Origin of the sequence: [Mycobacterium] manitobense (assembly GCF_025821665.1) — a bacterium.
GTDB classification, from domain to species: Bacteria; Actinomycetota; Actinomycetes; order Mycobacteriales; family Mycobacteriaceae; genus Mycobacterium; species Mycobacterium arseniciresistens.
Genome location: NZ_JACKSJ010000132.1, coordinates 1 through 26,165, shown reverse-complemented (window position 1 = coordinate 26,165; position 26,165 = coordinate 1). Strand labels below are relative to the sequence as shown.

At 71.7% G+C, this 26,165-nt stretch carries 26 protein-coding genes; 14 read left to right on the top strand and 12 right to left on the bottom strand.

The window, feature by feature from the left end:
* Positions 1 to 110 precede the first annotated feature (110 nt).
* Positions 111 to 1,436, top strand: coding sequence for an amidohydrolase family protein (locus H7I41_RS16415; protein WP_264013670.1), 1,326 nt, complete (start codon positions 111 to 113; stop codon positions 1,434 to 1,436).
* On the opposite strand, the gene H7I41_RS16410 is transcribed toward H7I41_RS16415, so the two are convergent.
* The 3 genes from H7I41_RS16410 to H7I41_RS16400 form a co-directional block, all read right to left on the bottom strand.
* Positions 1,403 to 2,404 carry a phosphotransferase enzyme family protein gene (locus tag H7I41_RS16410; protein WP_264013668.1) on the bottom strand — a complete coding sequence of 334 codons (1,002 nt, stop codon included), beginning with the start codon at positions 2,402 to 2,404 and terminating at the stop codon, positions 1,403 to 1,405. The two genes, H7I41_RS16415 and H7I41_RS16410, sit on opposite strands and share 34 nt — an antisense overlap.
* 61 nt (positions 2,405 to 2,465) lie before the next feature.
* Entirely contained in the window at positions 2,466 to 3,383 is a 918-nt protein-coding gene (locus tag H7I41_RS16405; protein WP_264013667.1) for an alpha/beta hydrolase, read from the bottom strand.
* A gap of 10 nt (positions 3,384 to 3,393) precedes the next feature.
* Entirely contained in the window at positions 3,394 to 3,918 is a 525-nt protein-coding gene (locus tag H7I41_RS16400) for an HD domain-containing protein (RefSeq protein WP_264013666.1), read from the bottom strand.
* A gap of 108 nt (positions 3,919 to 4,026) precedes the next feature.
* Between H7I41_RS16400 and H7I41_RS16395 the strand changes: the two genes are divergently transcribed.
* Positions 4,027 to 5,142 (top strand): TIGR03364 family FAD-dependent oxidoreductase, encoded by a 1,116-nt coding sequence (locus H7I41_RS16395; protein ID WP_264013665.1) that lies wholly within the window; start codon positions 4,027 to 4,029, stop codon positions 5,140 to 5,142.
* A 6-nt stretch (positions 5,143 to 5,148) separates the two neighbouring features.
* Here the strand turns inward: H7I41_RS16395 and H7I41_RS16390 are convergent, their stop codons facing one another.
* Complete coding sequence (locus H7I41_RS16390) at positions 5,149 to 7,377, bottom strand: acyl-CoA dehydrogenase family protein (RefSeq protein ID WP_264013664.1); 2,229 nt, start codon at positions 7,375 to 7,377, stop codon at positions 5,149 to 5,151.
* Positions 7,378 to 7,560: 183 nt separating this feature from the next.
* Between H7I41_RS16390 and H7I41_RS16385 the strand changes: the two genes are divergently transcribed.
* Entirely contained in the window at positions 7,561 to 8,784 is a 1,224-nt protein-coding gene (locus tag H7I41_RS16385) for an alpha/beta hydrolase (protein WP_264013663.1), read from the top strand.
* 25 nt (positions 8,785 to 8,809) lie between these two features.
* The gene (locus tag H7I41_RS16380; protein WP_264013662.1) at positions 8,810 to 10,228 is read left to right on the top strand and encodes a WS/DGAT/MGAT family O-acyltransferase; all 1,419 of its coding nucleotides are present in this window, start codon (positions 8,810 to 8,812) and stop codon (positions 10,226 to 10,228) included.
* A gap of 15 nt (positions 10,229 to 10,243) precedes the next feature.
* Here the strand turns inward: H7I41_RS16380 and H7I41_RS16375 are convergent, their stop codons facing one another.
* Together H7I41_RS16375 and H7I41_RS16370 are read right to left on the bottom strand one after the other, a co-directional pair.
* Positions 10,244 to 11,527 (bottom strand): alpha/beta hydrolase, encoded by a 1,284-nt coding sequence (locus H7I41_RS16375; RefSeq protein ID WP_276008920.1) that lies wholly within the window; start codon positions 11,525 to 11,527, stop codon positions 10,244 to 10,246.
* 60 nt (positions 11,528 to 11,587) lie between these two features.
* Positions 11,588 to 12,397 carry a 1-acyl-sn-glycerol-3-phosphate acyltransferase gene (locus H7I41_RS16370; RefSeq protein ID WP_264013661.1) on the bottom strand — a complete coding sequence of 270 codons (810 nt, stop codon included), beginning with the start codon at positions 12,395 to 12,397 and terminating at the stop codon, positions 11,588 to 11,590.
* Between the two features lie 84 nt (positions 12,398 to 12,481).
* Here H7I41_RS16370 and H7I41_RS16365 point away from each other — a divergent pair, with 84 nt between their 5' ends.
* From H7I41_RS16365 to H7I41_RS16345, 5 genes are all read left to right on the top strand, one after another.
* Complete coding sequence (locus H7I41_RS16365) at positions 12,482 to 13,264, top strand: crotonase/enoyl-CoA hydratase family protein (protein WP_264013660.1); 783 nt, start codon at positions 12,482 to 12,484, stop codon at positions 13,262 to 13,264.
* Positions 13,249 to 13,899, top strand: a complete 651-nt coding sequence (locus H7I41_RS16360) for a hypothetical protein (protein WP_264013659.1) — start codon at positions 13,249 to 13,251, stop codon at positions 13,897 to 13,899. Before H7I41_RS16365 ends, H7I41_RS16360 begins: the two co-directional genes overlap by 16 nt.
* 40 nt (positions 13,900 to 13,939) lie before the next feature.
* Complete coding sequence (locus tag H7I41_RS16355; RefSeq protein WP_264013658.1) at positions 13,940 to 14,188, top strand: hypothetical protein; 249 nt, start codon at positions 13,940 to 13,942, stop codon at positions 14,186 to 14,188.
* The gene (locus H7I41_RS16350; protein WP_264013657.1) at positions 14,188 to 14,520 is read left to right on the top strand and encodes a DUF8129 domain-containing protein; all 333 of its coding nucleotides are present in this window, start codon (positions 14,188 to 14,190) and stop codon (positions 14,518 to 14,520) included. Before H7I41_RS16355 ends, H7I41_RS16350 begins: the two co-directional genes overlap by 1 nt.
* Before the next feature lie 65 nt (positions 14,521 to 14,585).
* A complete protein-coding gene (locus H7I41_RS16345; RefSeq protein ID WP_264013656.1) occupies positions 14,586 to 15,452 on the top strand; it encodes an arylamine N-acetyltransferase family protein in 867 nt (288 codons plus the stop codon).
* 1 nt (position 15,453) lies between these two features.
* On the opposite strand, the gene H7I41_RS16340 is transcribed toward H7I41_RS16345, so the two are convergent.
* Together H7I41_RS16340 and H7I41_RS16335 are read right to left on the bottom strand one after the other, a co-directional pair.
* Entirely contained in the window at positions 15,454 to 16,461 is a 1,008-nt protein-coding gene (locus H7I41_RS16340) for an acyl-CoA dehydrogenase family protein (protein ID WP_264013655.1), read from the bottom strand.
* A complete protein-coding gene (locus H7I41_RS16335) occupies positions 16,458 to 17,624 on the bottom strand; it encodes an acyl-CoA dehydrogenase family protein (protein WP_264013654.1) in 1,167 nt (388 codons plus the stop codon). The genes H7I41_RS16340 and H7I41_RS16335 overlap by 4 nt, the downstream gene beginning before the upstream one ends.
* A gap of 69 nt (positions 17,625 to 17,693) precedes the next feature.
* On the opposite strand from H7I41_RS16335, the gene H7I41_RS16330 reads away from it, so the two are divergent.
* Together H7I41_RS16330 and H7I41_RS16325 are read left to right on the top strand one after the other, a co-directional pair.
* Entirely contained in the window at positions 17,694 to 18,623 is a 930-nt protein-coding gene (locus tag H7I41_RS16330) for a helix-turn-helix domain-containing protein (RefSeq protein WP_264013653.1), read from the top strand.
* Positions 18,623 to 19,144 (top strand): dihydrofolate reductase family protein, encoded by a 522-nt coding sequence (locus H7I41_RS16325; protein ID WP_264013652.1) that lies wholly within the window; start codon positions 18,623 to 18,625, stop codon positions 19,142 to 19,144. The genes H7I41_RS16330 and H7I41_RS16325 overlap by 1 nt, the downstream gene beginning before the upstream one ends.
* An 86-nt stretch (positions 19,145 to 19,230) precedes the next feature.
* Here H7I41_RS16325 and H7I41_RS16320 read toward each other — a convergent pair whose 3' ends face one another.
* Together H7I41_RS16320 and H7I41_RS16315 are read right to left on the bottom strand one after the other, a co-directional pair.
* Entirely contained in the window at positions 19,231 to 20,712 is a 1,482-nt protein-coding gene (locus H7I41_RS16320) for an aldehyde dehydrogenase (RefSeq protein ID WP_264013651.1), read from the bottom strand.
* A 46-nt stretch (positions 20,713 to 20,758) separates the two neighbouring features.
* Positions 20,759 to 21,520 carry a class I SAM-dependent methyltransferase gene (locus H7I41_RS16315; RefSeq protein WP_264013650.1) on the bottom strand — a complete coding sequence of 254 codons (762 nt, stop codon included), beginning with the start codon at positions 21,518 to 21,520 and terminating at the stop codon, positions 20,759 to 20,761.
* Positions 21,521 to 21,640: 120 nt separating this feature from the next.
* On the opposite strand from H7I41_RS16315, the gene H7I41_RS16310 reads away from it, so the two are divergent.
* Positions 21,641 to 22,447, top strand: coding sequence for a hypothetical protein (locus tag H7I41_RS16310; RefSeq protein ID WP_264013649.1), 807 nt, complete (start codon positions 21,641 to 21,643; stop codon positions 22,445 to 22,447).
* An 11-nt stretch (positions 22,448 to 22,458) separates the two neighbouring features.
* Positions 22,459 to 23,616, top strand: a complete 1,158-nt coding sequence (locus tag H7I41_RS16305; RefSeq protein WP_264013648.1) for a glycosyltransferase family 4 protein — start codon at positions 22,459 to 22,461, stop codon at positions 23,614 to 23,616.
* Here the strand turns inward: H7I41_RS16305 and H7I41_RS16300 are convergent.
* Complete coding sequence (locus H7I41_RS16300; protein ID WP_264013647.1) at positions 23,613 to 24,551, bottom strand: D-2-hydroxyacid dehydrogenase family protein; 939 nt, start codon at positions 24,549 to 24,551, stop codon at positions 23,613 to 23,615. The two genes, H7I41_RS16305 and H7I41_RS16300, sit on opposite strands and share 4 nt — an antisense overlap.
* Positions 24,552 to 24,644: 93 nt before the next feature.
* Here H7I41_RS16300 and H7I41_RS16295 point away from each other — a divergent pair, with 93 nt between their 5' ends.
* On the top strand, positions 24,645 to 25,061 hold the full coding sequence (locus tag H7I41_RS16295; RefSeq protein ID WP_264013646.1) for a hypothetical protein: 417 nt from the start codon (positions 24,645 to 24,647) through the stop codon (positions 25,059 to 25,061).
* 39 nt (positions 25,062 to 25,100) lie between these two features.
* Here H7I41_RS16295 and H7I41_RS16290 read toward each other — a convergent pair.
* Positions 25,101 to 26,165 (bottom strand): MmpA family trehalose lipid delivery protein (locus tag H7I41_RS16290; RefSeq protein WP_505011365.1); only part of this gene is annotated, 1,065 nt, incomplete at its 5' end.

The following is a 26,165-nucleotide window of genomic DNA, read 5'->3' as shown; positions in this document are numbered from 1 at the left end:
CCCGCCGACCAGGTGCAGGCCACGGCGCCGTCGTCGCCGGGCCGGGCCGCCGCGCTGGGCGCCGACAACGCGACCGTCGCCGCGATGGCTGCGCAAAGGCGACCGGCGCCGTGCTGATCACCCGCGCCTTACTGCTCGACGGCACGCCCGCCGACATCCGGGTCGGTGAGCAGATCCTCGAGGTGGCCCAAGGGCTCACGGCGCGACCGGGCGAGACGGTGCTCGACGCCGCGGGCGGCACGGTGATCCCGGGCCTGCACGACCACCACGTGCACCTGCATTCGACCGCGGCGGCGGCGCATTCCCCGCGGGTCGGCCCGGCCGATGTGCGCGGCCGCGACGGGCTCGCCCATGCCCTGGCCGGCGCCGAGACCGATGCCGACGGCTGGATCCGTGCGGTCGGCTACCACGAGGCCGTCGCGGGCCCGCTCGACCGTGATGCGCTGGACGCGGTGTCCCCGCCGGTGCCGGTGCGGGTGCAGCACCGCAGCGGGGTGGTGTGGACGCTGAACACCGCAGCCCTGCGACGCATCGGCATGGCCGATCATCCCGACGGCGTGCTGCGCAGCGCCGACCCGAGCTGGGCGCCGGAGCGCCGCGACACCGAGCTGGCCGACGTGTCGCGCCGGCTGACGTCCTGGGGGGTCACCGGGATCACCGACGCCACACCGGATCTCACGGAGGCCGACATCGCCGGCCTGCGCGATGCGCACCGCTGCGGGGAACTCGCCGTCAGGGTGCACGTGCTGGCACCGGGCAAGCGCATCCTGCACGACGACGGCCTCGACCTCGACGAACTGACCCGCTGGATCGCCGGCCGCCACTCTCGTGACACTGCTGTCGCGGTGCACTGTGTGACCGCCGCCCAGCTCGTCGTGACCATCGCCGCATTGCGCGCCGCCGGAACGCGTGCGGGCGACCGCATCGAGCACGCGGCCGTGGTGCCCGACGACTGCCTGGCCGACCTCGCCGAACTCGGCCTGACGGTGGTGACCCAACCGAACTTCGTCGCCGAACGGGGCGACCAGTACCTCCTCGACGTCCCGGCTGTCGAACTCCCGCAGCTGTGGCGGCTGCGTTCGCTGCTGGAGTCGCGGGTCAAGGTGGCGCTGTCGACCGACTCGCCGTTCGGCGGGGGCGACCCCTGGGCGGCCATGCGGGCGGCGGTGCGCCGCCAGACGCCGGCGGGTGACGTCCTCGGTCCGGCCGAACGTGTCAGCGCCGCAACGGCGTTGAGCATGTTCCTCGGCGCGGCGGAGGAGCCGTCCCGGCCGCGCCGGGTGGCGCCGGGGCAGCCCGGCGATCTCTGCGTGCTCGCCGCATCACCGGCCGAGGTGCTCGATGTGTTGAACGCCGACCTGGTCGCCGCGACACTCGTCGGCGGCGACGTGGTCTACCCGCGTCAGCTCAGCCGCAGACCGTTCGACGCCAGATAGCGTTCTGCGAGAACGCAGCTGCCGCGCGCGTACGTGACGGCCTTGGTGCGCGACTCCTTGGAATGGGTGTGGGTGCTCATCCAGGCCAGCAGCTTCAGGCGCCGCAGCATGACGAACGACGGCAGCATCTCCTCGTCGGCCGCCGTCATCGGTCGGCGGCTCCGGTACCCGGCGACCCAGGCGTCCTGCCACCGGGGCAGCGCCGGATCGTCCTCGATGAACGACACCGCCGCGCCGAAGTCGTAGAAGTACCAGCTGAATCCGCAGTCGTCGAAGTCGATGACAGTGGTGGCGGGCCCGTCGACGATGAGGTTCGCCAGCCGCAGGTCGGCGTGGATCAGGCCGAACCTGTCCGGCCCGCAGCCGTACTCGGTGAGCCGGTGGTGCAGGACGTCCTGCGCACGGTCGAGCAGCGCGCACTCGGCAGTTCCGACACCGGCGGCCTGCTGCCAGTGGCCCCAGCGGGCGCCGGCGCCGAGCGAACTCTCCCAGTCCCAGGTGAAACGGCCGAAACCCGCAGGCCGCCGCCATGACCGGGAATGGTCGTGCAGTGCCGCTGTGATGCGGCCCAGCGTGTGGAAGTCGTCCGCGGTGACGGTGGCCTCGTCCGGCTCCGCGCCGGGGACGAGCGCGAAGTGCACGACGTGCCGCGGCGTTCCGTCGACGTCGACCGTGACCATCCGGCGCCCGTCGCGGGCGGGCAGCACCGTGGGCACCGCGACCCCGGCGGCGTCGCTGTGGAGCGCGTCGAGCCAGTCCAGCTCGGATTCGATCTCGTGCGGCAGGTGGTAGTTGCGGCGGTGCACCCGGAGCACCGAGGTGACGCCGGTGCCCGCGTCGTCGACCAGGTAGGTGGCGTTCTCGGACAGGTTGAGCAGTCGCAGCGCCGAGTCCGGTGCGAGCGCGAAGTGCGGGACCGCCTGCCGCGCGACATCGATGTCGTCGGTGATGATCCCGTCGCCGTGCATCCGGTCACGCTAAGGGCACACCACACGCCCGTCAAAGCCGGCGCGGACGCCGCCGCGTGGCTCAGCCCGCGGCGTCGAACGCCTTCCGCAGCGCTTCGCACTGGCTCTCGAAGAACTCAACGGAGACATCGGCTTTCGGAACGATGGCGTCGAACCCGTGAAACGCCCCCTCGACCACCTCGACGTCGCACGGCACTCCGGCGGCGCGGAGTCGTTCGGCGTAGGCGAGGCCCTCGTCGTGGAAGAGGTCCAGCGTCCCGACCCCCAGCCAGGCCGGCGGCAGGCCCTCGAGGTCGTTGCGGCGCGCGGGCACCGCGACGTCGCGGTCGGCGTCGGCGAGATAGGCGTCCCAGCCGAACCGGTTGCTCCACTGGTTCCAGAGCCGGTGTCCGGGATTGTCGAGGTCGTCGCGCTCGACGGTGCGGTCGTCGACCATCGGGTAGACGAGCAGCTGCGCCACCAGCGGGATCTCCCCGCGGTCGCGGGCCAGCAGCGCCAGCGCCGCGGCCAGTCCACCGCCGGCGCTGCCGCCGGCGATCGCCACCCTGTCACGGTCGACGGCGGGCAGTCCGGCCAGCCACTGCAGCGCCGCGTAGCAGTCGTCGAGCGCGGCCGGGTACGGGTGCTCGGGCGCGAGCCGGTAGTCCACCGACGCGACGGTGCTGCCGAGCTCGGCGGCGTAGCGCCGGCACAGGTCGTCGTCCTGCGCGGGGCTGCCGAGGACGTATCCGCCGCCATGGATCCACAGCAGTGCCGGCGTACTGCCGGCGGCGTCCGCAGGACGGTACAGCCGCACGCGGACGCCGGAGTGCAGCGTCAACTCCTCGACGCCCTTCGGTGTGCGCTTGGGCTGCAGCCGGGTGACAGCGCGGATCAGCGGCAGCGTGACCGGCGTGACGACCTGCTTCGGGACGTACCTGGCCGCCTTGCGCAGATCGGGGTGGAAGTGCACGAGGGACTCGGCGGACGGCTTGCGCATCCGCCCAGTATTACCAGCGCCGTCGCGCCGTAACCCGTTCGGCGACCGCGAGCACGTCGCCGATCGACACAGCCGCACCACGCGGGACCTTCGCGGCGTCGTCGTACCGGCGCAACCGCACCGCGTCCGGCCACCACGGGTGATCCGTGTAGGCCGCGTCGACCCCGGCGCCGCCCTGGTAGTGCAGGGAGTCGACCGACACGTCGGACAGCGTCGCCGCGTAGGCGGGGTCGGTGGCCACCAGGTACCGCTTGGCGGCGACGTGGGCGCCCGCCAGCCAGCCGACCCGTTCACCGAACCGGGGAGTCAGCCACTGCTGGGCCAGCCGGTCGTGGTGTTGGGGTGCGACATCGCCGAACATCGGGCTGTGCCCGATGTCGTGCAGCGCCGCCGCGAGCACCAGTTCGTCATCGGCCCGGTCGTGCACGGCCTGGCGTGCCGACTGCAGCGCATGGTCGAGTTCGTCGACGGCCTCTTCGTCCCACACCCCGCGCAGCGACTCCAGGATCGCGCGTACCTCGCTGAGTTCGCCCACGCCGCAATGGTATACGCAATTGGTCTATACCAATTGTTCACATTCTGTTCCGGCGGTGCACATCCGCCGTCCCAGTCCCCGTCGGCCGAAGGAGGCAGCGTCGCCGCCATGCGGGTGACGGTGATCGGTGGCGGCATCCTCGGCACCGCACACGCCGTCGAGGCGGTCCGCCGGGGCCACCGGGTCGTGCAGCTGGAGCGCGAGCCGGAGGCCCGCGGGGCGACGGTGCGCAACTTCGGCCTGGTCTGGGTGTCCGGGCGCTCGACGTCCGAGCTCGAGACGACGCTGCGCTCGCGTGAGCTCTGGGAGAAGCTCGGTGTCGACGTCCCCGGCGTCGGATTCCGGCCGTCCGGCTCGATCACGCTGCTGCGCACGCCCGGTGAGCTGGCGGTGGCCGAGGAGATGTCGGCACGCAGCGACGCCGACGTCCGCGGCTTCACGCTGCTCGAGCCGGACGCGGTGCGCGCGCACAACCCCGCGCTTCGCGGCCGGTTCCTGGCCGGCCTGCACTGTGCGCGCGACGCGGCGGTGGAGTCCCGCCAGGCGCTGCCCGCCATCCGCGACCACCTCCGCGGCAGCGGCCGCTACACCTTCCACGCGAACACCGAGGCCCGTGCCGTCGAGGGCGGCACCGTCCGCGACGACTCCGACCGCCGCCACGAGGGCGACGTGGTGCTGGTGTGTGCGGGCGCCGCGCACGGCGGGCTGGTCCGCGAGATCGCCGGTGAGCTGCCGGTGCGCCGGGTGCGGCTGCAGATGATGCAGACCGAACCGCTCGGTGAGCCGTTCCCGACGGCGATCGCCGACGGCGACAGCTTCCGCTACTACCCGGGGTTCGCCGGCCCGTCACTGGAAGCGCTGCGCCGCAACGAATCCCAGCATGACATTGCCGATCGGCACCACATGCAGCTGCTGTGCGTGCAGCGGCTGCACGGCGGGCTGACCATCGGCGACACCCACGAGTACGAGCAGCCCTTCCCCTTCGACGTGCAGGAGGAGCCCTACGCCTACCTCACCGAGGTGGTCGAGGAGCTGCTCGGCCGGCCGCTGCCGCCGGTGAGCCGTCGCTGGGCAGGCGTCTACAGCCAGTGCGTCGACCCGCACCAGCTGGTCTGCAGGACCTCACCCGACGACGGGGTCTGGGTGATCACCGGACCCGGCGGCCGCGGCATGACCCTGGGGCCCGCGCTCGCCGAGCAGACCGCCGACCTGATCGGCCTCTGAGCCCCGCTACTTGACCAGCGGATCGCGCGGCAGGCCGAGGATCCGCTCGGCGATGGTGTTGCGGGTGATCTCCGACGTGCCGCCGGCGATGGTCATCGCGCGGTTGCCGAGATAGCCGTTGGTCAGTGCCGGCGTCGCGCCGGTGACGGCCGCGGTGCCCGCGAGTTCCACGCCGAGTTCGGTCAGCCACTGCGAATGCTCGGCCACCAGCAGTTTGGTGACGTTGCCCTCCGGGCCCGGTTCGGCCCCGGCGATGGCGCGGCTGGCCCGGCGCAGGTTGAGCAGTCGCAGCGTGTGTCCGGCCGCGATCACCTCACCCGCCCGCCGCACCCGGGCGGCGGCCACGTCGGCGGGTGCGCTGTCCAGCAGTGCGACCAGGTCGTCCGCGCTGAAACCCGTCGGCGCGCCCGAGCCGCCGCCGATCGAGATCCGCTCGTTGCCCAGGGTGGCGCGGGCCACCAGCCAGCCTCGGTTGACGTCGCCCACCACATCGGCGTCGGGGACGAAGACGTCGTCGAAGAACACCTCGTTGAAGTGGCTGTCGCCGGTGATGCCGCGCAGCGGGTTCACCGTCACCCCCTCGGCCTTCATGTCGATCGCCATCATCGTCACCCCGGCGTGCTTGGGTGCGTCGGGATCGGTGCGGACGGTGGCCAGACCCCACTGGCACAGGTGGGCGAGGCTGGTCCACACCTTCTGTCCGGTGACCCGCCAGCCGCCGTCCACCCGCTTGGCCGCCGTGCGCACCGCCGCGGCATCGGAGCCGGCGCCGGGTTCGGAGAACAGCTGGCACCACATGGTCTGCCCGCGCAGCACCGGCTCCACCCAGCGCTCCCGCTGGTCGTCGGTACCGGCCTGGCTGATCGTCAGCGTCACCCACCCGGTGATGCCCATGTCCGGAACTTTGGTCGGTGTTGATTCCCCGGTCGGCCCCCGCAAGCGGGAGGTACCCCCGCCGCTCCTGCCCGCCGATCCAAACTCCTCCTCGATCACCAACTGCTCCAGCGTGCCCGCCTCGCGACCCCACGGCTTCGGCCAGTGCGGCACCAGATAGCCGGAGTCGACCAGGAAGTCGCGCCGCCGGTCCTCGGGCAGCCCGCTCAGTTCAGCGACCGCGCTGCGGGCCGCCTGGCGGTACTCGTCGGCCTCTGCCGGCAGCCTGAACGTGGCGCCGCGCGCCTGCCCGCTGCGCTGGGCCTCGACGATGTCGGTCAGCGGGTCGGCGCCGTCGCCGAGCAGCGCCGCCAGGGTGCGGGCACGCCGCAGGTACAGGTGGGCGTCGTGCTCCCACGTGTATCCGATCCCGCCGTGCAGCTGAATGTTGTTCTGCGCGTTGCCTACCTGTGCGCGCACCGCGTGCGACGCGGCGACCGCCGCCGGGAACCAGGCGCTGTCCAGGTCGTCGGCTCGCGCGGCGTCCCAGGTGGCCGCGGTGGTCTGCTCGGCATCCACCAGCATGTTGGCCGCGTGGTGCTTGACGGCCTGGAACGTGCCGATGGTCCGGCCGAACTGCTCGCGGACCTTGGCGTACTCCACCGCCATCTCCAGGCATGCCCAGCTGATCCCCACCGCCTCGGCCGACGCCAGGATGCGGAACACGGTGCGCGCGCGGCGCGCCGCGCCGCGGATGACGCGGTCCCGGGGCAGTCGCACCCCGCGCAGCGCGACCGAACCGATGCTTCGCGTGGTGTCGAGGCCGGCCAGCCGGGTGACGGTGACGCCGTCGGCGTCCGCGTCGACGACCACGAGGTCGTCACCTGCGGTCAGCACCAGCACATCGGCGTCGGGTGCGCCGAGCACCGCCGGGCTCTCCCCGTCGGCCAGTCCGTCGGAGTCGGCCGCCACCGTGCCGGACAGCCCGAGCGCTGACACCGCCGTGCCATCGGCGAGCCTCGGAAGGAGTTGTGTGCGAACGGATTTCGGGGCGCATCGGTCGATCACCACCGCGGCGGCCACCGTGGGTAGGAACGGACCGGGGCACACCCGTCGGCCCTGGAGCTCCAGCACCACGGCCAGTTCGGCAAGGCCGAATCCCGATCCGCCGTGATCCTCGGCGAGCGCCAGGCCGGTGAGTCCGAGGTCGGCGTGCGCGGTCCAGAGCTCCGCCGGGTGCGCCGACCCCTCGTCGAGGGTGGCCCGCGCCGCTGTGAGCGCCTGCAGGCGGTCCAGCAGGCCGGCTGCGGATTCCGCGAGATCGCGGTGTTCGTCGGTGATGGCCAGGGCTGATCTGTTCACGGCGGGACGTCCTCTTCGCTTCGTCATCGAGTCGTAACTTGACGGTCGTCAAGCGCACGCTAGCGGCAAAACCGCCGGTCAGAAAGGTGTGACGCCCGTCACAACGCGTTACGAAAGTGCCGCTGGTTGACAACTTCCGAATGTCGTCGTTTAGGAACTGACCTGCGGGGTACAGTCGCGATCATGACCGTGCGACCGGACACCCGGTACCCCGGACCGACAATGTGGACGCGCGCACGTTGGCTCCTCAACGCCAAGCCTGCCGATCACCTGCTCGCCATGAGTGTCGCCTCCGCCTCCCTGCCCGTGATCGGGAAACACCTTGAGCCGCTTGGCGCCCTCGCCGCCATGGGGGTGTGGGGATACCGGCAGATGCCGGAACTCCTGTCCGCATCGGCGAAGTCCTGGTTCGAGCCGGGCAACGACGAGGTGCGGCAGAAGGAGCGCGACATGACGCACTCCGTCACCGACGCCGCCCTTCGCGGCGTCGTCCCCGCCGCCGACCTCGCCATCGACTGGCCGGCCCCGGAGAAGGCGCCGCCGCTGTGGAAGGCGTTCGAGCACCGCCGCAACGTCTACAAGTCCTCGGTTCGCTACGGCCCGTTGCCCTCTCAGCTCCTCGACGTCTGGCGGCCCAAGAACCTGCCCACCGAACCGGCCCCGGTGCTGCTGTTCATCCCGGGCGGTGCGTGGGTGCACGGCAGCAGGCTGCTGCAGGGCTACGCGTTGATGTCGCACCTGGCCGAGATGGGCTGGGTCTGCCTGTCCATCGACTACCGGGTGTCGCCGCACAATCCGTGGCCGGCGCACATCACCGACGTCAAGACGGCGATCGCCTGGGCGCGCGCCAACGTCGACCGATTCGGCGGTGACCGCAACTTCGTCGCGATCGCGGGAACCTCGGCGGGCGGCCACCTCGCGGCGCTGGCCGGGCTGACCATCAACGACGCCGAACTGCAATGCGAGCTGCCGGAGGGGTCCGACACCTCGGTCGACGCGGTGATCGGCATCTACGGCCGATACGACTGGGAGGACCGCTCCACCGTCGAACGCGTCCGCTTCGTCGACTTCCTCGAGCGGGTGGTGGTCAAGCACCGACTGTCGCGGCATCCGGAGATCTTCCGCAAGGCCTCGCCGATCGCCCGGGTGCACCCCGAGGCGCCGCCGTTCCTGGTCATCCACGGCAGCGGCGACAGCGTGATCCCGGTCGCGCAGGCGCGCAGCTTCGTCGACAGGCTCCGCGCGGTGTCGCGGTCGGTGGTCAGTTACGTGGAACTACCGGGTGCCGGGCACGGCTTCGACATGATCGACGGGGCCCGCACCGGATCGATGGCCACCGCCGTCCGGCTGTTCCTCAACCAGATCCATCGAAACCGGATGAGCGCCGCGGCCAAAGAGGTTATATAGACGCCTCCGACAGGGAGGTATCCGGGTGAAACGGCTTCGCGGGTGGGACGCTGTGCTGCTGTACAGCGAGACGCCGAACGTGCACATGCACACCCTCAAATTGGCGGTCATCGAGCTCGACGACCTCGGCGGGCGCACCTTCGGCGTCGAGGACTTCCGCAAGGTCCTGCACGGGCGGCTGTACAAGCTCGACCCGTTCCGCTACCAGCTCGTGGACATCCCGTGGAAGTTCCACCACCCCATGTGGCGGGAGAACTGCGAGGTCGACCTCGACTACCACGTGCGGTCCTACCGGGTGGACAGCCCCGGCGGCCGGCGTCAACTCGACGAGGCCGTCGGCCGAATCGCCAGCACACCGTTGGACCGCAGCCGCCCGCTGTGGGAGATGTACCTGATCGAGGGGCTGGCCGGCGGCCGCATCGCGGTGCTGGGCAAGATCCACCACGCGCTGGCCGACGGTGTCGCCTCGGCGAACCTGCTGGCCCGCGGGATGGATCTGCAGACGGGGCCGCAGGCCGACCGGGACTCGTACGCCACCGACCCGGCGCCGAGCCGAGCGGAGTTGGTGCGCACCGCATTCGGTGACCACATCCGCCAGCTGGGCCGCATCCCGGGCGTGATGCGCTACACCGGTCAGGGGCTGAGCCGGGTGCGGCGCAGTTCGCGCAAGCTGTCGCCCGAGCTGACTCGGCCGTTCACGCCGCCGCCGACGTTCATGAACCACATGATCGACGCGACCCGCACCGTCGCGACCGCGACGCTCGCGCTCGCCGACGTCAAGCAGACCAGCAAGCACCTCGCTGTGACGATCAACGATCTGGTCTTGGCCGTCTCGGCTGGGGCGCTGCGGAAGTTGTTGCTGCGCTACGACGGTCACGCCGACCATCCGCTGCTGGCGTCGGTGCCGATCAGTTTCGACTTCTCACCGGACCGGATCTCCGGCAACTTCTTCACCGGCATCCTGGTCGCGCTGCCCACCGACTGCGAGGATCCGCTGGACCGGGTGCGCAAGGCGCGGGAGGCGGCCATCTCGGCCAAGGAGAGCCACGAACTGATCGGCCCCGAGCTGGTCAGCCGCTGGTCGGCGTACATGCCGCCCGCGCCCGCGGAGTCGCTGTTCCGGTGGTTGTCGAAGAAGGACGGCCAGAACAAGATCCAGAACCTGACGATCTCGAACGTGCCCGGTCCGCGGGAGCGCGGGCGCGTCGGCGGCGCGCTGGTGACCGAGCTGTACTCCGTCGGTCCGCTCACCGCGGGCAGCGGGCTCAACATCACCGTGTGGAGTTACGTCGACCAGCTCAACATCACCGTGCTGTCGGACGGCTCCACACTCGACGATCCGCACGAGGTGACCGACGCGATGCTCGCGGCGTTCATCGAGATCCGTAAGGCCGCAGGGCTTTCCGAGGAGCTGACGGTAGTCGAGACCGCCATGGCCCCCTGACCCGCCGCGCCGAGACTACGGCTGTTGCGCGGGCCGGAGCGCGTCGACCGTGGTCTCGTCGGTTGCGGACGAGCGGGTGGCGTACACCCAGGACAGGAACCGCTCGATCGCCTGGCCGGTGTAGTGCCCCCGCGGTGAGCCGAAGAAGTCGAACGCGTGCTGGGCGTGCGGCACCTCGACGTAGGCCACCGGTGAGGTCGACACCTTGCGCAGCGCGTCGACGAACTCGCGGCCCTCGGGCACCGGGATGATGGAGTCGTCCTGGCCGTGCAGGACGAAGAACGGTGGCGCGTCGGCACGCAACCGTGCGATGGGTGAGGCGTCGACGTACAGCTGCCGGTTGCTGGCGAAGCTCTTCTTGACCACGTACCGCTGCAGGAATGCGATGAACTCGGGGCGGCCCGTCCCCTCCTTACCGAACCAGTCGTAGCGGCCGTACACCGGCACCGCCGCCTTCACCGAGGTGTCCGCATCCTCGAATCCCGGTTGATACTGAGGGTCATTCGGGGTGAGCGCGGCGAGCGCGGTCAGGTGCCCGCCCGCCGACCCGCCGGTGATGGTCACGAAGTCGGGATCGCCGCCGTACTCCGCGATGTGCTCCTGGATCCAGGCCAGCGCGCGTTTGACGTCGACGATGTGGGCCGGCCAGGTGTGCCGTGGGCTGACCCGGTAGCCGATCGACACGCACACCCAGCCGCGTTCGGCGAGGTGGCTGAGCAGCGGATAGGCCTGTGGGCGGCGCATTCCGATCGCCCACGCGCCGCCGGGCACCTGCAGCACCACCGGAGCCTTGCCGTCACGCGGCAGGTCGGCGCGCCGCCAGATGTCAGCGGTGTTCGCGCGGTGCGGGCCGTACCGCACCGCCTTCTCGGTGTAGCGCCGCCGCGACCATCCGGTACGGAACACCCCTGACCGCCTGCGGGGCGTCGGGGACTTGGCGGTCACGGATTCGTAGTCGGCACCGAGGGTTTCACGCAGGCCGGCCTCGAAGACCGGCTCGGAGCGCACGTTGCGGCGTTGGAGGAACACCAGCACGCTCCAGGTGACGGCGTTGATCGCCAGGGCGATCGCTCCACGCCGGCCTCGAAAGTGCCCGCGGCAGTACCGCCGCGCGGTGTCGAGCACCGATGCGGTCAGGAACAGCGGCGCGAGTTCACTGGTGGGCCAGCCGAGGAAGAACACCGGGATGGTGACGTAACCCTTGCGTGCCAGCGGTTGCACACCGTTGGCGGCGTTGGCCAGTTCACCCACCGCGCGCAGCACCGGCCGCGGCTTGACGATCTTCTTGCGCACAGACATCTCCCCCGGAGCGTGGTGATTGGCCGACGGATAGCCTATGCGGCCCGCGCTGAAACCCGGTCAGCCCAGTACGGGCAGCCGGCGGTCGGCGGCCAGCTCGTCGAGCGCCCGCTGCATGACGCGGCGGACGTGGGCGTCCACCTCGTCGATGTCGGGGTTCTCGCCGAACTCGGCGACGATGTCGATCGGCGGCAGCACCTGGGTGACGATCTTGGTGGGCAGCGGCATGTTGAGCGGCACCACCGCGGACAGGCCGAACGGGAAGCCGAACGACACGGGCACGATCTTGGTGCGGGCCAGCCGCGCGATCGGGCCGAGCCGCTTGGCCAGCCAGGTCCCGCGCGTGAGGAACAGCTGGGCCTCCTGGCCGCCGATCGAGACCGTCGGCACGATCGGGACACCGGCGTTGAGTGCGGCCTTGATGTAGCCGGTGCGGCCCGCGAAGTCGATCTTGTTCTGCGTCAGCGTCGGGCGGTACACGTCGTAGTCGCCGCCGGGGAACACCACCACCACTCCACCCGAACGCAGCGCGTCGTCGGCGTTGTCGTGGTTGGCCCGGATGAAGCCGATCTTGATGAAGAACTCCGCGGTCGGGCCCGTCATCAGCATGTCGTGGCTGAGCGTGTAGACCGGCCGGTCGTAGCCGAACTTCTCGTAGAAGCCGCTGGCGAACACCGGGACGTCCATCGCGAACAGGCCGCCGCTGTGGTTGGACACCACCAGCGCGCCGCCGGGCGGGAAGTCGTCGAGGCCGCGCACCTCGACCCGGTGATAGGCCTTGAGGATCGGTCTCAGCACCGCCATGACCTGCGCGGTGAACCCGGGATCCCACTTGGAGATCTCCGACGGGATGCTGTCGGTCGAGCTCATGAGGTGGTCCCTCCGGTAGAATTGAAACGTGTTCTAGTTTTTAGATGGTACCGGCATCGCGGTGCCGCTCGCTAGCATCACGTCGTGAGCAACGACGCCGACAGCGCCCCGGACCCCGTACTCGTCGAACAGCGTGACCGCATCCTGGTCATCACCATCAACCGGCCCAAGGCCAAGAACGCCGTCAACAAGGCCGTCGCGGAGGGCCTCGCGGCCGCCGTGGACCGCCTCGACGACGACCCCGGGCTGTCGGTCGGCGTGCTCACCGGGGCCGGCGGGACGTTCTGTGCGGGCATGGACCTCAAGGCCTTCGCCAGCGGTGAGCTGCCGATGGTCCCGGGCCGGGGCATGGGCTTCACCGAGCGTCCGCCCGCGAAGCCGCTGATCGCCGCTGTCGAGGGCTATGCGCTGGCAGGCGGCACCGAACTCGCGCTGGCGACCGATCTCATCGTGGCCGCCCGCGATTCGGCGTTCGGCATCCCCGAGGTCAAGCGCGGCCTGGTCGCCGGCGGCGGCGGACTGCTCCGGCTGCCGCAGCGCATCCCGTCGGCCATCGCGATGGAGCTGGCGCTGACCGGTGAGGCGCTGCCCGCCGAACGCGCTCACGTCCTCGGCCTGGTCAACGCGCTGGCCGAGCCCGGACACGCCCTCGACGAGGCGATCGCGCTGGCCGAGCGGATCACCGCCAACGGCCCGCTCGCCGTGGCCGCCACGAAGCGGGTGATCGTCGAGTCCCGCGGCTGGTCGCCCGAGGAGTTCTGGGCGAAGCAGAACGAGATCATCATGCCGGTGTTCGGCAGCAAGGACGCCCAGGAGGGCGCTATCGCGTTCGCCGAGAAGCGCCCACCCCAGTGGACCGGCAGCTGAAGCGCGTCTTCTCCGGCCACATCGCGGGCGTCGGATCGCAATCCGGTCACCGCCTCGTCGTCGGAAGCTGGCAGACCTCGCCGTTCGGAGCGTTCACCGATGTGATGGTGCAGCGGGCCGGCGGGCGGGAGCGTAGCGACGGGGGAATCGGCACCGACGACGAGCGGGTGCTGCTGGCGCCGACGCGCGAGATCGCCGACTTCGTCTCGACCACGTATGCGTTCGACCGTGTGCTCGTCGGGCCGGTGCGTGCCGAGCTCACCGATGACCGGCTCACGGTGGCGGCGCCGAATCTCGACCTGCGGATCGACATCGGGGAAGCGGCGCCGCTGGACCGGCTGCTGCGGCTGGTGCCGGCGCGGATCGCCGTCGCGCCGTGGTGGCTGCGGGCGATCGACCCGGTGGCGTCGCGCATGGTGGCCGGCGTGCACACCGCGGGCACCGCGGGCAACGGCAGGCGCGAGTACTACGGCGTCCGGCGGTCCCGGCGCATCGTCGGGGTGTCGGGTCGGCTCGACGGCGAGGATCTCGGCGCGCTGGCCCCGCTGCGACCGCCGGTGCGCTTCGGCTTCGCCTCCGCCCCGGCCGAACCCCAGATCGTCTCGGTCACCACGACGATTGTCGAGACCGGGTAGACCGCGTTTCGTGCCCGGCCGTCGGGGGCACACGTCGCAGATGAGCACGCTGTCCCGGCTGCGCGACGTGCAGCGCCGAATTCTGAAAGCCCAGCGGCGGATATGGCTGTTGCAGGCCTCGCTGTGGGTGACGCTGGTCCTCACCGGTGTGTCCGCCGTCGTCGGCGCCGCGTGGTGGTTGTCGCAACGCCGCACCGACACATCCGAGGCCGGCGCCGCGTCGCGCGACACCGTCAACCCCTCGACGAACGGCCAGCTGACGCACACCGGATCCCGAGGAGACGCCTGATGGCACACGACGAACTGCCGCTGCCCGACTACGACCAACTGCCGCTGACCGAGCTGCGGCACCGCATCCGCTCGCTCGAGGAGCCGGCACTGCGCGTCCTTTTCGACCACGAGACGGCGCATGGCAACCGCATCCCGGTGCTCGAACTGCTGCACGCCCGCCTCAAGGAACTGCACGGCGGCGCCGAACCGTCCGGCGGCGACCCGGCCAACGCGCCGCGGGTGTCGGGCACCGCGGGCGGATCCCCGGTCAGCACGGCCACCGCCGCGGAAGCGAACACGCCGCTGCGGCACGGTGTGGCGTCGCAGACCCCGGCCCGCGGGAAGCCCTGACGACGCTCAGCGCGGCGTCGCACCGGGGTTGACCTCAACCTCCCTTGAGGTCGCAGGATGGCGGCATGACCATCGCCACCACAGTCGACGTCACCGGATACCTCGACCGCATCGGTCACGGCGCGGCGGTGCGGCCGGACCTGCAGACGCTGCGCACCGTCGTGGCCGCGCACAACCGGACGATCCCGTTCGAGAACCTCGACCCCGTCCTCGGCATCCCCGTCGCCGACCTCGGGGCCGCGGCGCTGACCGACAAGCTGGTGCACCGGCGCCGAGGCGGCTACTGCTACGAACACAACGGCCTGATGGGCTATGTGCTGGAGGCGCTCGGGTACGGGGTGGACCGGCTGGCCGGCCGGGTGGTCTGGATGAACGACGACTGGGTCCCGGGCGACGACGGCTTCGCCGCGGCGCTGCCCGCGCAGACCCACCAGCTGCTGGCGGTGACGGTGCCCGGCGAGGACGGCCGGTTCCTGGTCGACGTCGGATTCGGCGGGCAGACGTTGACCGCACCGATCCGCTTGCAGGCGGGGCCGGTGCAGGAGACCCGCCACGAGCCCTACCGGCTGCGCGAGCACGGCGACGGCTTCGTGCTCGAGGCGCTGATCCGCGGGACGTGGCGCCCGCTGTACATCTTCTCGCTCCGGCCGCGGCCACTGATTGACCTCGAAGTCGGGAGTTGGTACGTGTCAACGCATCCGAAGTCGGGGTTCGTGGTGGGACTGACCGCGGCGCTGATCGCCGACGACGCCCGCTGGAACATGCGTGGCCGCAACCTCGCCGTCCACCGTGCCGACGGCACCGAGCGGATCCGGTTCGACACGGCGGCGCAGGTGCTCGACGCGCTGACCGACCGCTTCGGCATCGACCTCGCCGATCTCGGCGACCGCGTCGACGTCGAGGCCCGCGTGCACGAGGTCCTCGACCGCTGAGTCAGGGGCCGACGACCAGGTCCCACGGATCGCCGGCGAGCGCCGCCCGGCCCAGTCGCCGCGCGTACGACGCGGTGTCGCCGAACTCGTCGGCCCAGCTGCGGGCCCGCATCGTCACCGACCACAGCGGGTGCTCGATCGTCACTCCGATCGCCCCGTGCAACTGGTGCGCGGCGGTGGTCACCGGGCCGACCGCGCGGCCGACGGCCACCTTCGTCACCGCCACCGCGTACTCCGTTGCGGCGTCGTCGAATCCGCGTTCCTGCGCGGCGGCGACGGCCAGTGCCACGGTGGCGCGCGCCCGCTCGATCTCGCCCGACATCCCGGCCAGGGCGTGCTGCACCGCCTGGAACGCGCTCAGCGGCCTGCCGAACTGGACGCGACCGCGGGTGTGCTCCACGGTCAGGGCCGCGGCGGCGTCGAGCGTCCCGATGATCTGCACGCACCGTGCCCATGCGCCGCGCCGCATCAACTGCTCGCCGATCCCGGGAGGCAGCCGTCGGCAGTCGTCGACCGCCACGTCCACCGCGACGGCGCAGCGCGGTTCGCCGGCGAGATTCTGCCCGGAGGTGACGGACGGGTCCTGCAGGCGCGTCACGTACACCGCGTCCTCGGTGCGGCCCGCCAGGATGATCGCCGCGTCGTCGGCCCACGGCACGTCCCGCGCGACACCGGTGATGCGCCCGCCGGCCACCCGTACGTCGGCGAGCGCGACGGTCATCGGGCCCGTCGGCGGCACCGGCACGCCGGCCTCGGCCGCCAGCCATGCGGCCAGCAGGTCGGTCTCGGCGACGGGGACGGCGGCCGCATGCCGGGCCAGCCCGTCCAGCACGATGGCCGCGTCCGCAGGTCCGGCGTCCTCGGCACTGGTCAGCCGGCTCAGTCCGGTGTCCTCGAGGTGCCGCCACAGCGTGCTGTCGAAGCCGTCGGGGCGGCGCCGCCTGCCTGCGCGCGCGTCGTGGGCCCGCTGCCCCAGTTCGTCGACCAGTTGCCGCAATTCGTCGCTCATCGCACCCCCAGCTCCTTGGCGACGACCCCGCGCAGCACCTCGTTCGTCCCGCCGCGCAGCGTGAACAGCGGCGCCTGCAGCCGCGCCGTGGCCAGCATGGCGCGCAGCCGGGCGGCGTCCGCACCCGCCGGATCCAGGTGGGCCAGCAGGTCGGCCACCAGGTCGACGGACTCCTGCTCGAACCGGGTGCCGAGATCCTTGACCAGCGCGGCGCGCGAGTTGGCGTCCGCTCCTGCGGTGAGCGCGCGGGCGACCGAGATCGACAGCTGACGTAGCGCGACGACACGGGCGATCAGCTCGCCCACCGCGGCGGCGGCGCCGTCGTCGGCACCGGGACCCAGCGCGCGGACCGTCGCGAAGATCAGCGTCGCGGTCGACAGGAAACGCTCGGGGCCGCTGCGTTCGAAGCCCAGCTCGGCGGTCACCTGATGCCACCCGTCACCGATGCCGCCGAGCAGCGCGCTGTCGGGGACGGTGACGTCGTCGAAGAGCACCTCGTTGAAATGGTGCTCGCCGTTCATCAGCACGATCGGGCTGACGGCGATGCCCGGCAGGTCGGTGGGCACGATGAACTGGCTGAAGCCGGCGTGCCTGCGGTCGGGGTCGACCGGGGCGGTGCGGGCCAGCACCACGATCTGGTGGGCGAGGTGCGCGCCGCTGGTCCACACCTTCGTGCCCGACAGCGTCCAGCCGCCGTCGACGCGGGTGGCGCGCATCTGCACAGCCGCCAGATCGGATCCGGCGCCGTGCTCGCTCATCCCGATCGCCGAGTACAGCTGCCCGGCCGCGATGCGGGGCAGCAGGCGCCGCCGCTGCTCGTCGGTGCCATAGCTGAGCAGTGCGGGCGCCACCTGCCGGTCGGCGATCCAGTGTGCGGCGACCGGCGCGCCGTGCGCGAGCAGTTCCTCGGTGACGACGTAGCGGTGCAGGTGGCCCGATCCGGTGGCCGGCGCGTGCCCGCCGAACTCGGCAGGGATCGTCAGCCCGACGAATCCGGCCGCGGCCAGTCTCGCGCTGAAGCCCGGATCCCAGCCCGTCAGCCAGCAGTCCACCGCCGGCGTCCAGCCGTGCTCGGCGCGGTCGTCGGCCAGGAAGCTGCGCACCGCGGCGCGCAGCGGGGCCAGGTCCCCGTCATTGGCGCACAGCGCCTCGAATTCACCCACTGAGCAGGTGAGTCTAGTGAGCAGGAATCGTCATGTTCGCGGCGGCGGGCGGCGACCATACTCGGTCGGGTGAGCGAGCAACCGTCGACGCCCGCCGGCAGGGACCGCCTGCGCGAACTGCTCGACGCGGTGGTGGACGCGGACAACACCGTCGTGGGTGAGATGGCCCGCAGCAGTCACGCCTCGGAGTTCCACTTCTCCCGCGAGGTGCGGAGGCTGACCGGGGAGTCGCCCGCCGCGCTGCGGCGCCGCATCATGCTCGAACGGGCGGCCTGGCGGTTGCGCCGCGGCGAAGGGGTCGCCGCGGTCGCCGCGGACGAGGGCTGGTCGTCGGCCGAGGTGTTCTCCCGCGCGTTCCGGAGGGCGTTCGGGGTGCCGCCGTCGCGCGCCGCCGACGTCGCCTTCCGGGTGCCGGCGCCCAACGGTCTGCATTTCCATCCGCCGCAGTCGCTGTGGCTCGACGGCGACGGGGCGACGAAGGAGCCCGACGTGTCCCAGCTGATGGTGGCTCACGACGTCGCCGACACCGCCTACCTCATCGACCGGGCGGCCGGGCTGTCGGCCGAACAGTGGACCGCCGAGCTGACGCCGGGGCAGGTGGTGCTCGACTGGGACGGTCCCGAGCCCAGCGTCGGCGCGGTGCTCGGTGCGATCGTCTGGACCAAGGAGGTGTGGCTGGCCACCATCGAGGGCCGCGACGTGCCCCGGCGCGATGCCAGCGATCCGGCGTCGGTGTCACCGGCGGGGCTGGCCGCGCATCACGTGGATGTCGGAAATCGTTGGGCGGCAATGGTGTCTGAGTACAGCGCCGAGGGCAGGCTGGGCGACACCGTCATCGATGCGCTCTGCGAACCGCCGGAGTCGTTCCAGCTGTACGGCATCGTCGCCCATGTGCTGGAGTACGCCGCGCTGCGCCGCGGCCTCGCCCGCGCGATGCTCGCCCGCCTCGGCGTGGCCACCCATCGCGGCGACCCGCTGGAATGGATGAGAGGACACTGATGGCGACGATCTACTACACCGCGTCGAGCCTCGACGGCTACGTCGTCGACGAGGCCGACAGCCTGGACTGGCTCACCTCGCGCGAGATCGACGCAGACGGACCGTTCCACTACGACGCGTTCTTCGCGACGATCGGTGCGGTGGTGATGGGCTCGGCGACCTACGAGTGGATCGTGAAGAACCATCCCGGCGAGTGGATGTACTCCCAGCCGTCGTGGGTGCTGACCAGCCGCCCGGACATCGTGGTGGGCAACCATCCGGTGCGGGTCTTCTCCGGCGCGGTCACCGAGCTGCATCCGGAACTGGTGGCCGCGGCCGCCGGTAAGGACGTCTGGGTGGTGGGCGGCGGACTGGTCGCCGCGCAGTTCGTCGAGGCGGGACTGATCGACGAGATGATCGTCTCGTATGCGCCGTGTTCGCTCGGCGGCGGTTCCCGCGTGCTGCCGGTGCGCTCGGAGTGGGCGCTGGTGGAGTCGGCGGTCAACGCCGACTTCGTGTGCGCGCGCTGGCGCCGGGCCTGAACTCCGGCGCGGAGGTCACCGCGCCCGTGACGTGGCGGCGGTGTCCCGGCCTCGGGCCGCCGCCACGTCACGAGCGCGACCCCTCGTCACTCCGGGGTGTACCCGAACGGCAGCAGGGTGCTCTTGGCCTGGCAGTACTGCTCGATGCCCTCCGGCCCGTTCTCGCGACCGATGCCGGAGTTCTTGTAGCCGCCGAACGGCGCGCCCGGGTCGAACGCGTACATGTTCACCGCGTAGGTGCCGGTGCGGATCTTGGCGGCGATCTCCAGCGCCTTGCGGTTGTCGGTGGTCCACACGCTGCCGGCCAGGCCGTACACCGAGTCGTTGGCGATGCGCACCGCGTCGGCCTCGGTGTCGTAGGGAATGACCGCCAGCACCGGGCCGAAGATCTCCTCCTGGGCGATCGTCATCGAGTTGTCGACGTCGGCGAACACCGTCGGCTGCACGAACCAGCCGCTGTCGAGGCCCTCGGGCCTGCCGCCGCCGGTGACCACCCGGGCGCCCTCGTCGACGCCCTTCTTGATGTACTCCTCGACGCGCTCGCGCTGCCGCTCGCTGATCAGCGGGCCGATCGCGGCGTTGGGGTCGTCGGGCAACCCGACCGGCATCGCCGCGACGAAGTTGGCGAGCTTCTCGACCACCTCGTCGTAGCGCGACCGGGGCGCCAGGATCCGGGTCTGCGCGACGCAGGCCTGCCCCGAGTTCATCACCCCGGAGAACGCCAGCATCGGCAGCGACGAGTCGAGGTCGGCGTCCTCGAGCACGATCGCGGCCGACTTGCCGCCCAGTTCCAGCGTGCAGGGCTTGAGGCGCTCGGCGGCCAGCTTGCCGATCTCCTTGCCCACCGCCGAACTGCCCGTGAAGGTGAACTTGTCCAGCTCGGGATTCGCGGTCAGCGCGCGGCCGGTCTCGGCGCCGCCCGGCACCACCGACAGCACACCCTCGGGCAGCCCGGCCTCGGCGAACATCTGGGCCATCGCGAACACCGACAGCGGCGTCTCGGCGGCGGGCTTGAGGACCACGGTGCAGCCGGCCAGCAGCGCGGGGCCGAGCTTGTTGGCGGCCAGGAAGAACGGCACGTTCCACGCCGTGATCGCGCCGACCACGCCGATCGGCTCGCGGGTGACCAGCGTCTGGCCGTAGATGCCGTCGCGGATCTCGGACCACTCGAACTTGTCGGCGGCGCCGGCGAAGTAGCCGAAGGCCGACATCGCCGCGCCGTACTGCATCATGTCGACGATCGTGGCGGGCTGCCCCGTCTCGGCGGTGAGCAGGAACTTCAGCTCGTCGGCGCGCTCGCTCATCAGGTTGACCGCTGCGCCGAGGATCTCCGCCCGCTGCTGCGGGGTCATCGTCGGCCACGGGCCCTCGTCGAACGCCTTGCGCGCCGCGGCGCAGGCCGCGTCGACGTCGGCCGCGGCGGCCAGGGGCACCTGCCCGACCTTCTCGCCGGTCGCGGGGGAGTGCACCTCGATGACGTCGGAGGTCGACGGCGTCACCCAGGCGCCGCCGATGAACAGCTTGTCGTACTCGGTCTTGAAGGCAGCCGCCTGCACCGTCTGTGTCATGAGCGTCACACTACCGAAGGACGGGCCAAACGAGAACCTGTTCCAGTCACGGCCGCAGGACGAGCACCAGGTTGCTCACCAGGAACTCCCGCAGCAGCGGTACCTCGGTGCACCACCACGCCCATCGCGGGTGGTAGCGAGGGAAAGCACCGATGAGCGCGCCGGTGCTGCGCGCCCACTGCAGGCCGTCGGCCGCCGACACCGCGAACAGTGACGACCCGTAGTTGTTCTTCGCCGGATGACCGTGCCTGCGGGCGTACAGGGCCGCGGCGCGCGCCCCGCCGAGGTAGTGCGTCAGCCCCATCTCGTGCCCGCCGAACGGACCGAGCCACACCGTGTAGGACAGCACCACCAGCCCGCCGGGACGGGTGACGCGCAGCATCTCGTTGCCCAGCTGCCAGGGCCGCGGCACGTGCTCGGCGACGTTGGACGACAGACAGACGTCGACGGCCGCGTCGGCGAACGGCAACGCCATCCCCGAGGCCCGCACGTAACGCCCGCTCGCCGCGTCGGCAGCCGGGCCGGCGTGCATCTCGCGGGGATCGGGCTCGACGCCGAGGTAATCCATCCCCGCCGCGGCGAACGCCGCCGCGAAGTACCCGGGCCCACCGCCCACGTCCAGCACCGACCGGCCCGACGGTGAGCCGCCGACGCCGGCCTGCCACAGGTCGGCGACCATCGCGGCGGTGTCGTCGGCCAGTGCCCCGTAGAAGCGCGCCGGGTCGGACTGCTCGAAGCGGAACTCCGAGAGCAGCCGCACCGACCGGCCCAGCGTCGCCCGCTTCGCGAACAGGTCGGTGACGGCCATCGAGCCACCCTATGCAGCCGGGCGGAAATCTCGTGCGCCACGGCGGGTCCGACGGCAAATAGGATGCGAGTTCGCACGGCAATGCAATCGACGACGCCGGATTCCCGAGGAGGACCCGCTGTGAGTGTGCCGCCCCAAGGACCGCCGCCGGGGTGGCCGCCCCCGCAGGGACCGCCTCAGTGGGGCCCGCCGCAGAGCCCTCCGCCCGGAGGCCCGCCGCCATGGGGGCCGGCGCAGGGACAACCGCAGTGGGGGGCGCCGCCGCCGCACTGGCCTCCTCCGCAGGGACAGCCGTGGGCCCCGCCGACCGCACCGCGTCCGCCGTCGAAGAACACCGGACTGATCATCGGGCTGGTGGCCGCGGCGGTGGTGGTCGTGGTGGTCGTCGTGCTGGGTCTGCTGGTCGTGCGCTCCGGGAGTGACGAAGTCAGCGACGAGCAGCGCGCGGCGAACGCCACCGCCGCGACGGGCGCGTCGGACTTCGACGTCGTGTGCGGCGACGGTTCGGTGAGCAACGCCGCCGCCTACCGGGAGCCCTACACAATCGCCGCGTTCCGCCAGACGACCGGGATGTTCGGTGGCGAAGACTGGACCACTGTCACGCTGGAAGGCTCGTACGCCGCGGACGACAAGCGGTGGTCGACGATCAACGCCGTGGCCTGTGTGACCCGCGTCGAAGGCACCGAGGTGAAATCCGGGACCTGCGAATTCGACGACGGCGAGGTCGCCGACCACTACGCGGTCGAGTACGAGATCACCGTGCACGAGGCCAAGTCCGGCAGGGTCGTCGAGAACCTCGGGACGGTCAACGGCCCCGCCACCGACTGCCCCTTCATGGCGACCGTCGAGAGCGACGATCCGAGGATCTACGGTTCGCCGGACGCCGCCGCCGTGGACGCCAAGCTCGCCGAGTTCGCCGCCGGATAAGCTGGCGCCCGATGTCTGCCCCGGTCCGCTCCGTCCTGCTGCTGTGCTGGCGTGACACCGGGCACCCGCAGGGTGGGGGCAGCGAGACCTACCTGCAACGCATCGGCGCCCAGCTGGCCGCCGACGGCGTCCGGGTGACCCTGCGGACCGCGCGCTACCGCGGCGCGCCCCGGCGCGAGACGGTCGACGGCGTGCACATCAGCCGCGCCGGCGGCCGTCACTCGGTGTACGTGTGGGCGGGACTGGCGATGGTGCTCGCGCGGATCGGCCTCGGCCCGTTGCGCCGCGTCCGGCCCGACGTCGTCGTCGACACCCAGAACGGGGTGCCGTTCATGGCCAGGCTGGCGTACGGCAGGCGGGTGGCCGTGCTGGTGCACCACTGCCACCGCGAGCAGTGGCCGGTGGCGGGTCCGTTGATGTCGCGGCTCGGCTGGTTCGTCGAGTCGACGCTGTCTCCGCGGGCGCACCGCCGCAACCAGTACGTCACGGTCTCGCTGCCGTCGGCCCGCGACCTCACCGACCTCGGCGTCGACGCGGCCCGGGTCGCCGTGGTGCGCAACGGTGTCGACGCGGCGCCGCCGCACACCCTGACCGCTGAGCGTGCCGGGCAGCCGCGCGTCGTCGTGCTGTCCCGGCTGGTGCCGCACAAGCAGATCGAGGACGCGCTCGACGCCGTCGCCGCACTGCGGCCCCGGCTCCCGCGCCTGCACCTGGACATCCTCGGCGACGGCTGGTGGCGACAGCGCCTCGTCGAGCACGCCGCGCACCTGGGCATCGCCGACGCCGTGACGTTCCACGGCCACGTCGACGACCACACGAAACACGCTGCGCTGCAACATGCCTGGGTGCACGTGCTGCCGTCCCGCAAGGAGGGCTGGGGGCTGGCCGTGATCGAGGCCGCGCAGCACGGCGTGCCCACCATCGGCTACCGGCACTCCGGCGGGCTGGTCGACTCGGTGGTCGACGGCGTCACCGGACTGCTGGTCGACGACCTCACCGGGCTCGTCGACGGGCTCGACCGGCTGCTGACCGACCCGGTGCTGCGCGACCAGCTCGGCACCAAGGCGCAGACCCGCAGCGGTGAGTTCTCCTGGCGGCAGAGTGCCGACGCCATGCACGAGGTGCTGCACGCGGTCCGCGACGGCCGGATGGTCAGCGGCCTGGTCTAAGGCACTGCCGCGCCGTCCAGCCACTGCGCGATCGCCGCTGCCGCCTCCCCGTAGAACGTGCGGTACTGGTTCTCGGCGACGTAACCGATGTGCGGTGTGGCGAGCACGTTCGGCAGCACCCGCAGCGGGTGGTCGGCGGGCAGCGGTTCGGTGTCGAACACGTCGAGCGCCGCGCCGGCGATCGTGTCATTGCGCAGTGCCCCGACGAGGGCCGCCTCGTCGACGATCGGACCGCGCGACGTGTTGACCAGCCGGGCAGTCGGTTTCATCGCCGCGAAGTCGTCGGCGCCGACGAGGCCACGGGTCTGGTCGCCGAGCACGAGATGGATGGTCAGCACGTCCGCGAGGCCGAACAGCTCGTCCCTACTCACCCACGAGGCGCCTGCGGCCGCCGCGCGTTCGGGCGTGAGATTCGGGCTCCAAGCGATGACACGCATGTCGAACGCGGCGCCGATGCGTGCCACCGCGGCGCCGATGCGGCCCAGACCGAGGACGCCGAGTGTCCGGCCGCTCAGCTCCCGGCCGATCGAGGTCTGCCAGCCGCCGCCACGAACCGAGGTGGCCTGGCCGACGACGTCACGGACGCTCGCCAGGATCAACGCCCAGGTGAGCTCCACTGTCGCGGCCGCGGACCCACCGGTCCCGCTGACGTGTATTCCGCGCTCCTGCGCGGCGACGGTGTCGATCGACGCGTTCCGCGACCCGGTCGACGCGATCATCCTCAGCCGGGGCAGGCGTTCGAGGACGCTGCGCGGCAACGGTGTTCGTTCCCGCATCACGCAGACCACATCGAAGGGCGCCAGCCGCGCCACGACGTCGTCGGGGTCACCGACGTGGTCGGTGAACACCGTGATCTCGGCCCGCGTCGCGACGGGCGACCAGTCGGCCAGCTTCAGCGCCACGCCCTGGTAGTCGTCGAGGATCGCGACCTTCACGGCTCACACAGTAGCCACACTCGGTGCGCGTCGACCGTCCCGAATGCCACGAAAAGCACCTTGATCGACGGCGTCGTCGCGCACAGTTGACACATGACTCCGCCGCCGAAGGTCCCAGGCCCCAAAGACGTGAAGGCCGCTGCGCAGTTCGCGGCCGAGACGGCGCAAGGAGCGGTGAACGACGCGTTCCGCGGCTCGCGCGCGTCGCTCGAGCTCGTCGGTCAGCTGCCGGACCTGATCGAGAACCTCGTCGCCGCGACGGAACGGCTCAATTCGGCCATCGACCGCGCGGAGCGGTACCTGGCGCTGGCCGACCCGATGATCCGGACGATGGACGCAGTGCTGCCCCAGCTCGAATCGCTGGTGAACACCGGCAACGACGTCTTCAACGCCGTTTCCACGATGCCCGGGGTGTCGACCCTCGGCCGGTTCACCGGCCGAGGTACGGCGGGCCCGCCCCGGGAGACACCGCCGCCGCGTGGCCGCGGCGCACCGAAGAAGCCGCGATAGCCACACGAGTTCGACACCAGGGTCGCGACTGCGCGACGATCACTGCCCTGGTGCAGAACTCGCACCGGACCGTCGCCGTCGCAGCGTGGTGACCGTCGTCCCCGCCGCCCCCGCCAGCAGGACCGCGAGCCAGGCCAGGTGCACGGCGATCATCAGCGCTCGGTGCGGCGACGCGGGCGCGGAGCCGCCCACCCGGTAGACCGTGAGGTCATCGTCACGGAAGGCCAGGGGCAGGTCGAGGTCGCCGGAGCCCGACTCGACCACCACCCAGCCGACGCCCGCGGCGGCGAGCTCTTCGCGGGTCGCCCCGTCCAGCACCATGTCCTGCACCTCCCGCGCCCGCGCACCCTCGCCGGGCACGGTCCGGCCACCGATGACGAGGTCGCCCGTGCTGAGCACGTCCGCACGCACCCAGCGGGGCAGCGGATCGAGCACCGGTGCCGGGCCCGCCCACGCGAAGCGGCGCATGCTGTCGGGCGGGAGCACGGCCACCGGGCCGGGATCGGCATCGATCAGCGCCGCCGCCGAGTGCCAGCCGTCCGGGTAGGACACCGCGGTCATCCGGCCGCCGACGCCCCACGCGAGGTCGGGCAGGGTCGCGATCAGGGCCGCGCAGCACACCGCCGCGACCGCAGCGCCCGGAAGCCACCGTCGCAGCAGGATCACCGCACCGGCGCCGGCCAGCGCGTAGCCGGGGACCGCCAGCGCCACCCACTTCTGCCCGTCGCGCACCACCCCGAGACCGGGCAGCGCGTTCACCACCGCCTCCACGGCGGCCAGCCCGGGCCCGGTGGCCATCGCGGCGGGCACCACGACGGCGACGGCCGCGAGCGCGAGCAGCGGGACGGCCGCCGGGCGGCGCGCCACCACCGGCAGGCCGACGGCCACCACGGTGAGCAGCACCAGCGTGGCGACGAACGCGAATGCTGTTGCCCGCGTGTCGGGTACCGCCTCGGCGTTCCAGATCCCGCCCAGCCCGGCGAGGCTCCCCAGTGTGGCCAGCCCGGGTTCGGCGCGGGCGGCGAACGCGGGCACCCCGGCGGCCTGCGACGCGGGCAGCGAACCCGCCACCGCCGACGCCACCAGCCACGGCGAGGCGACCAG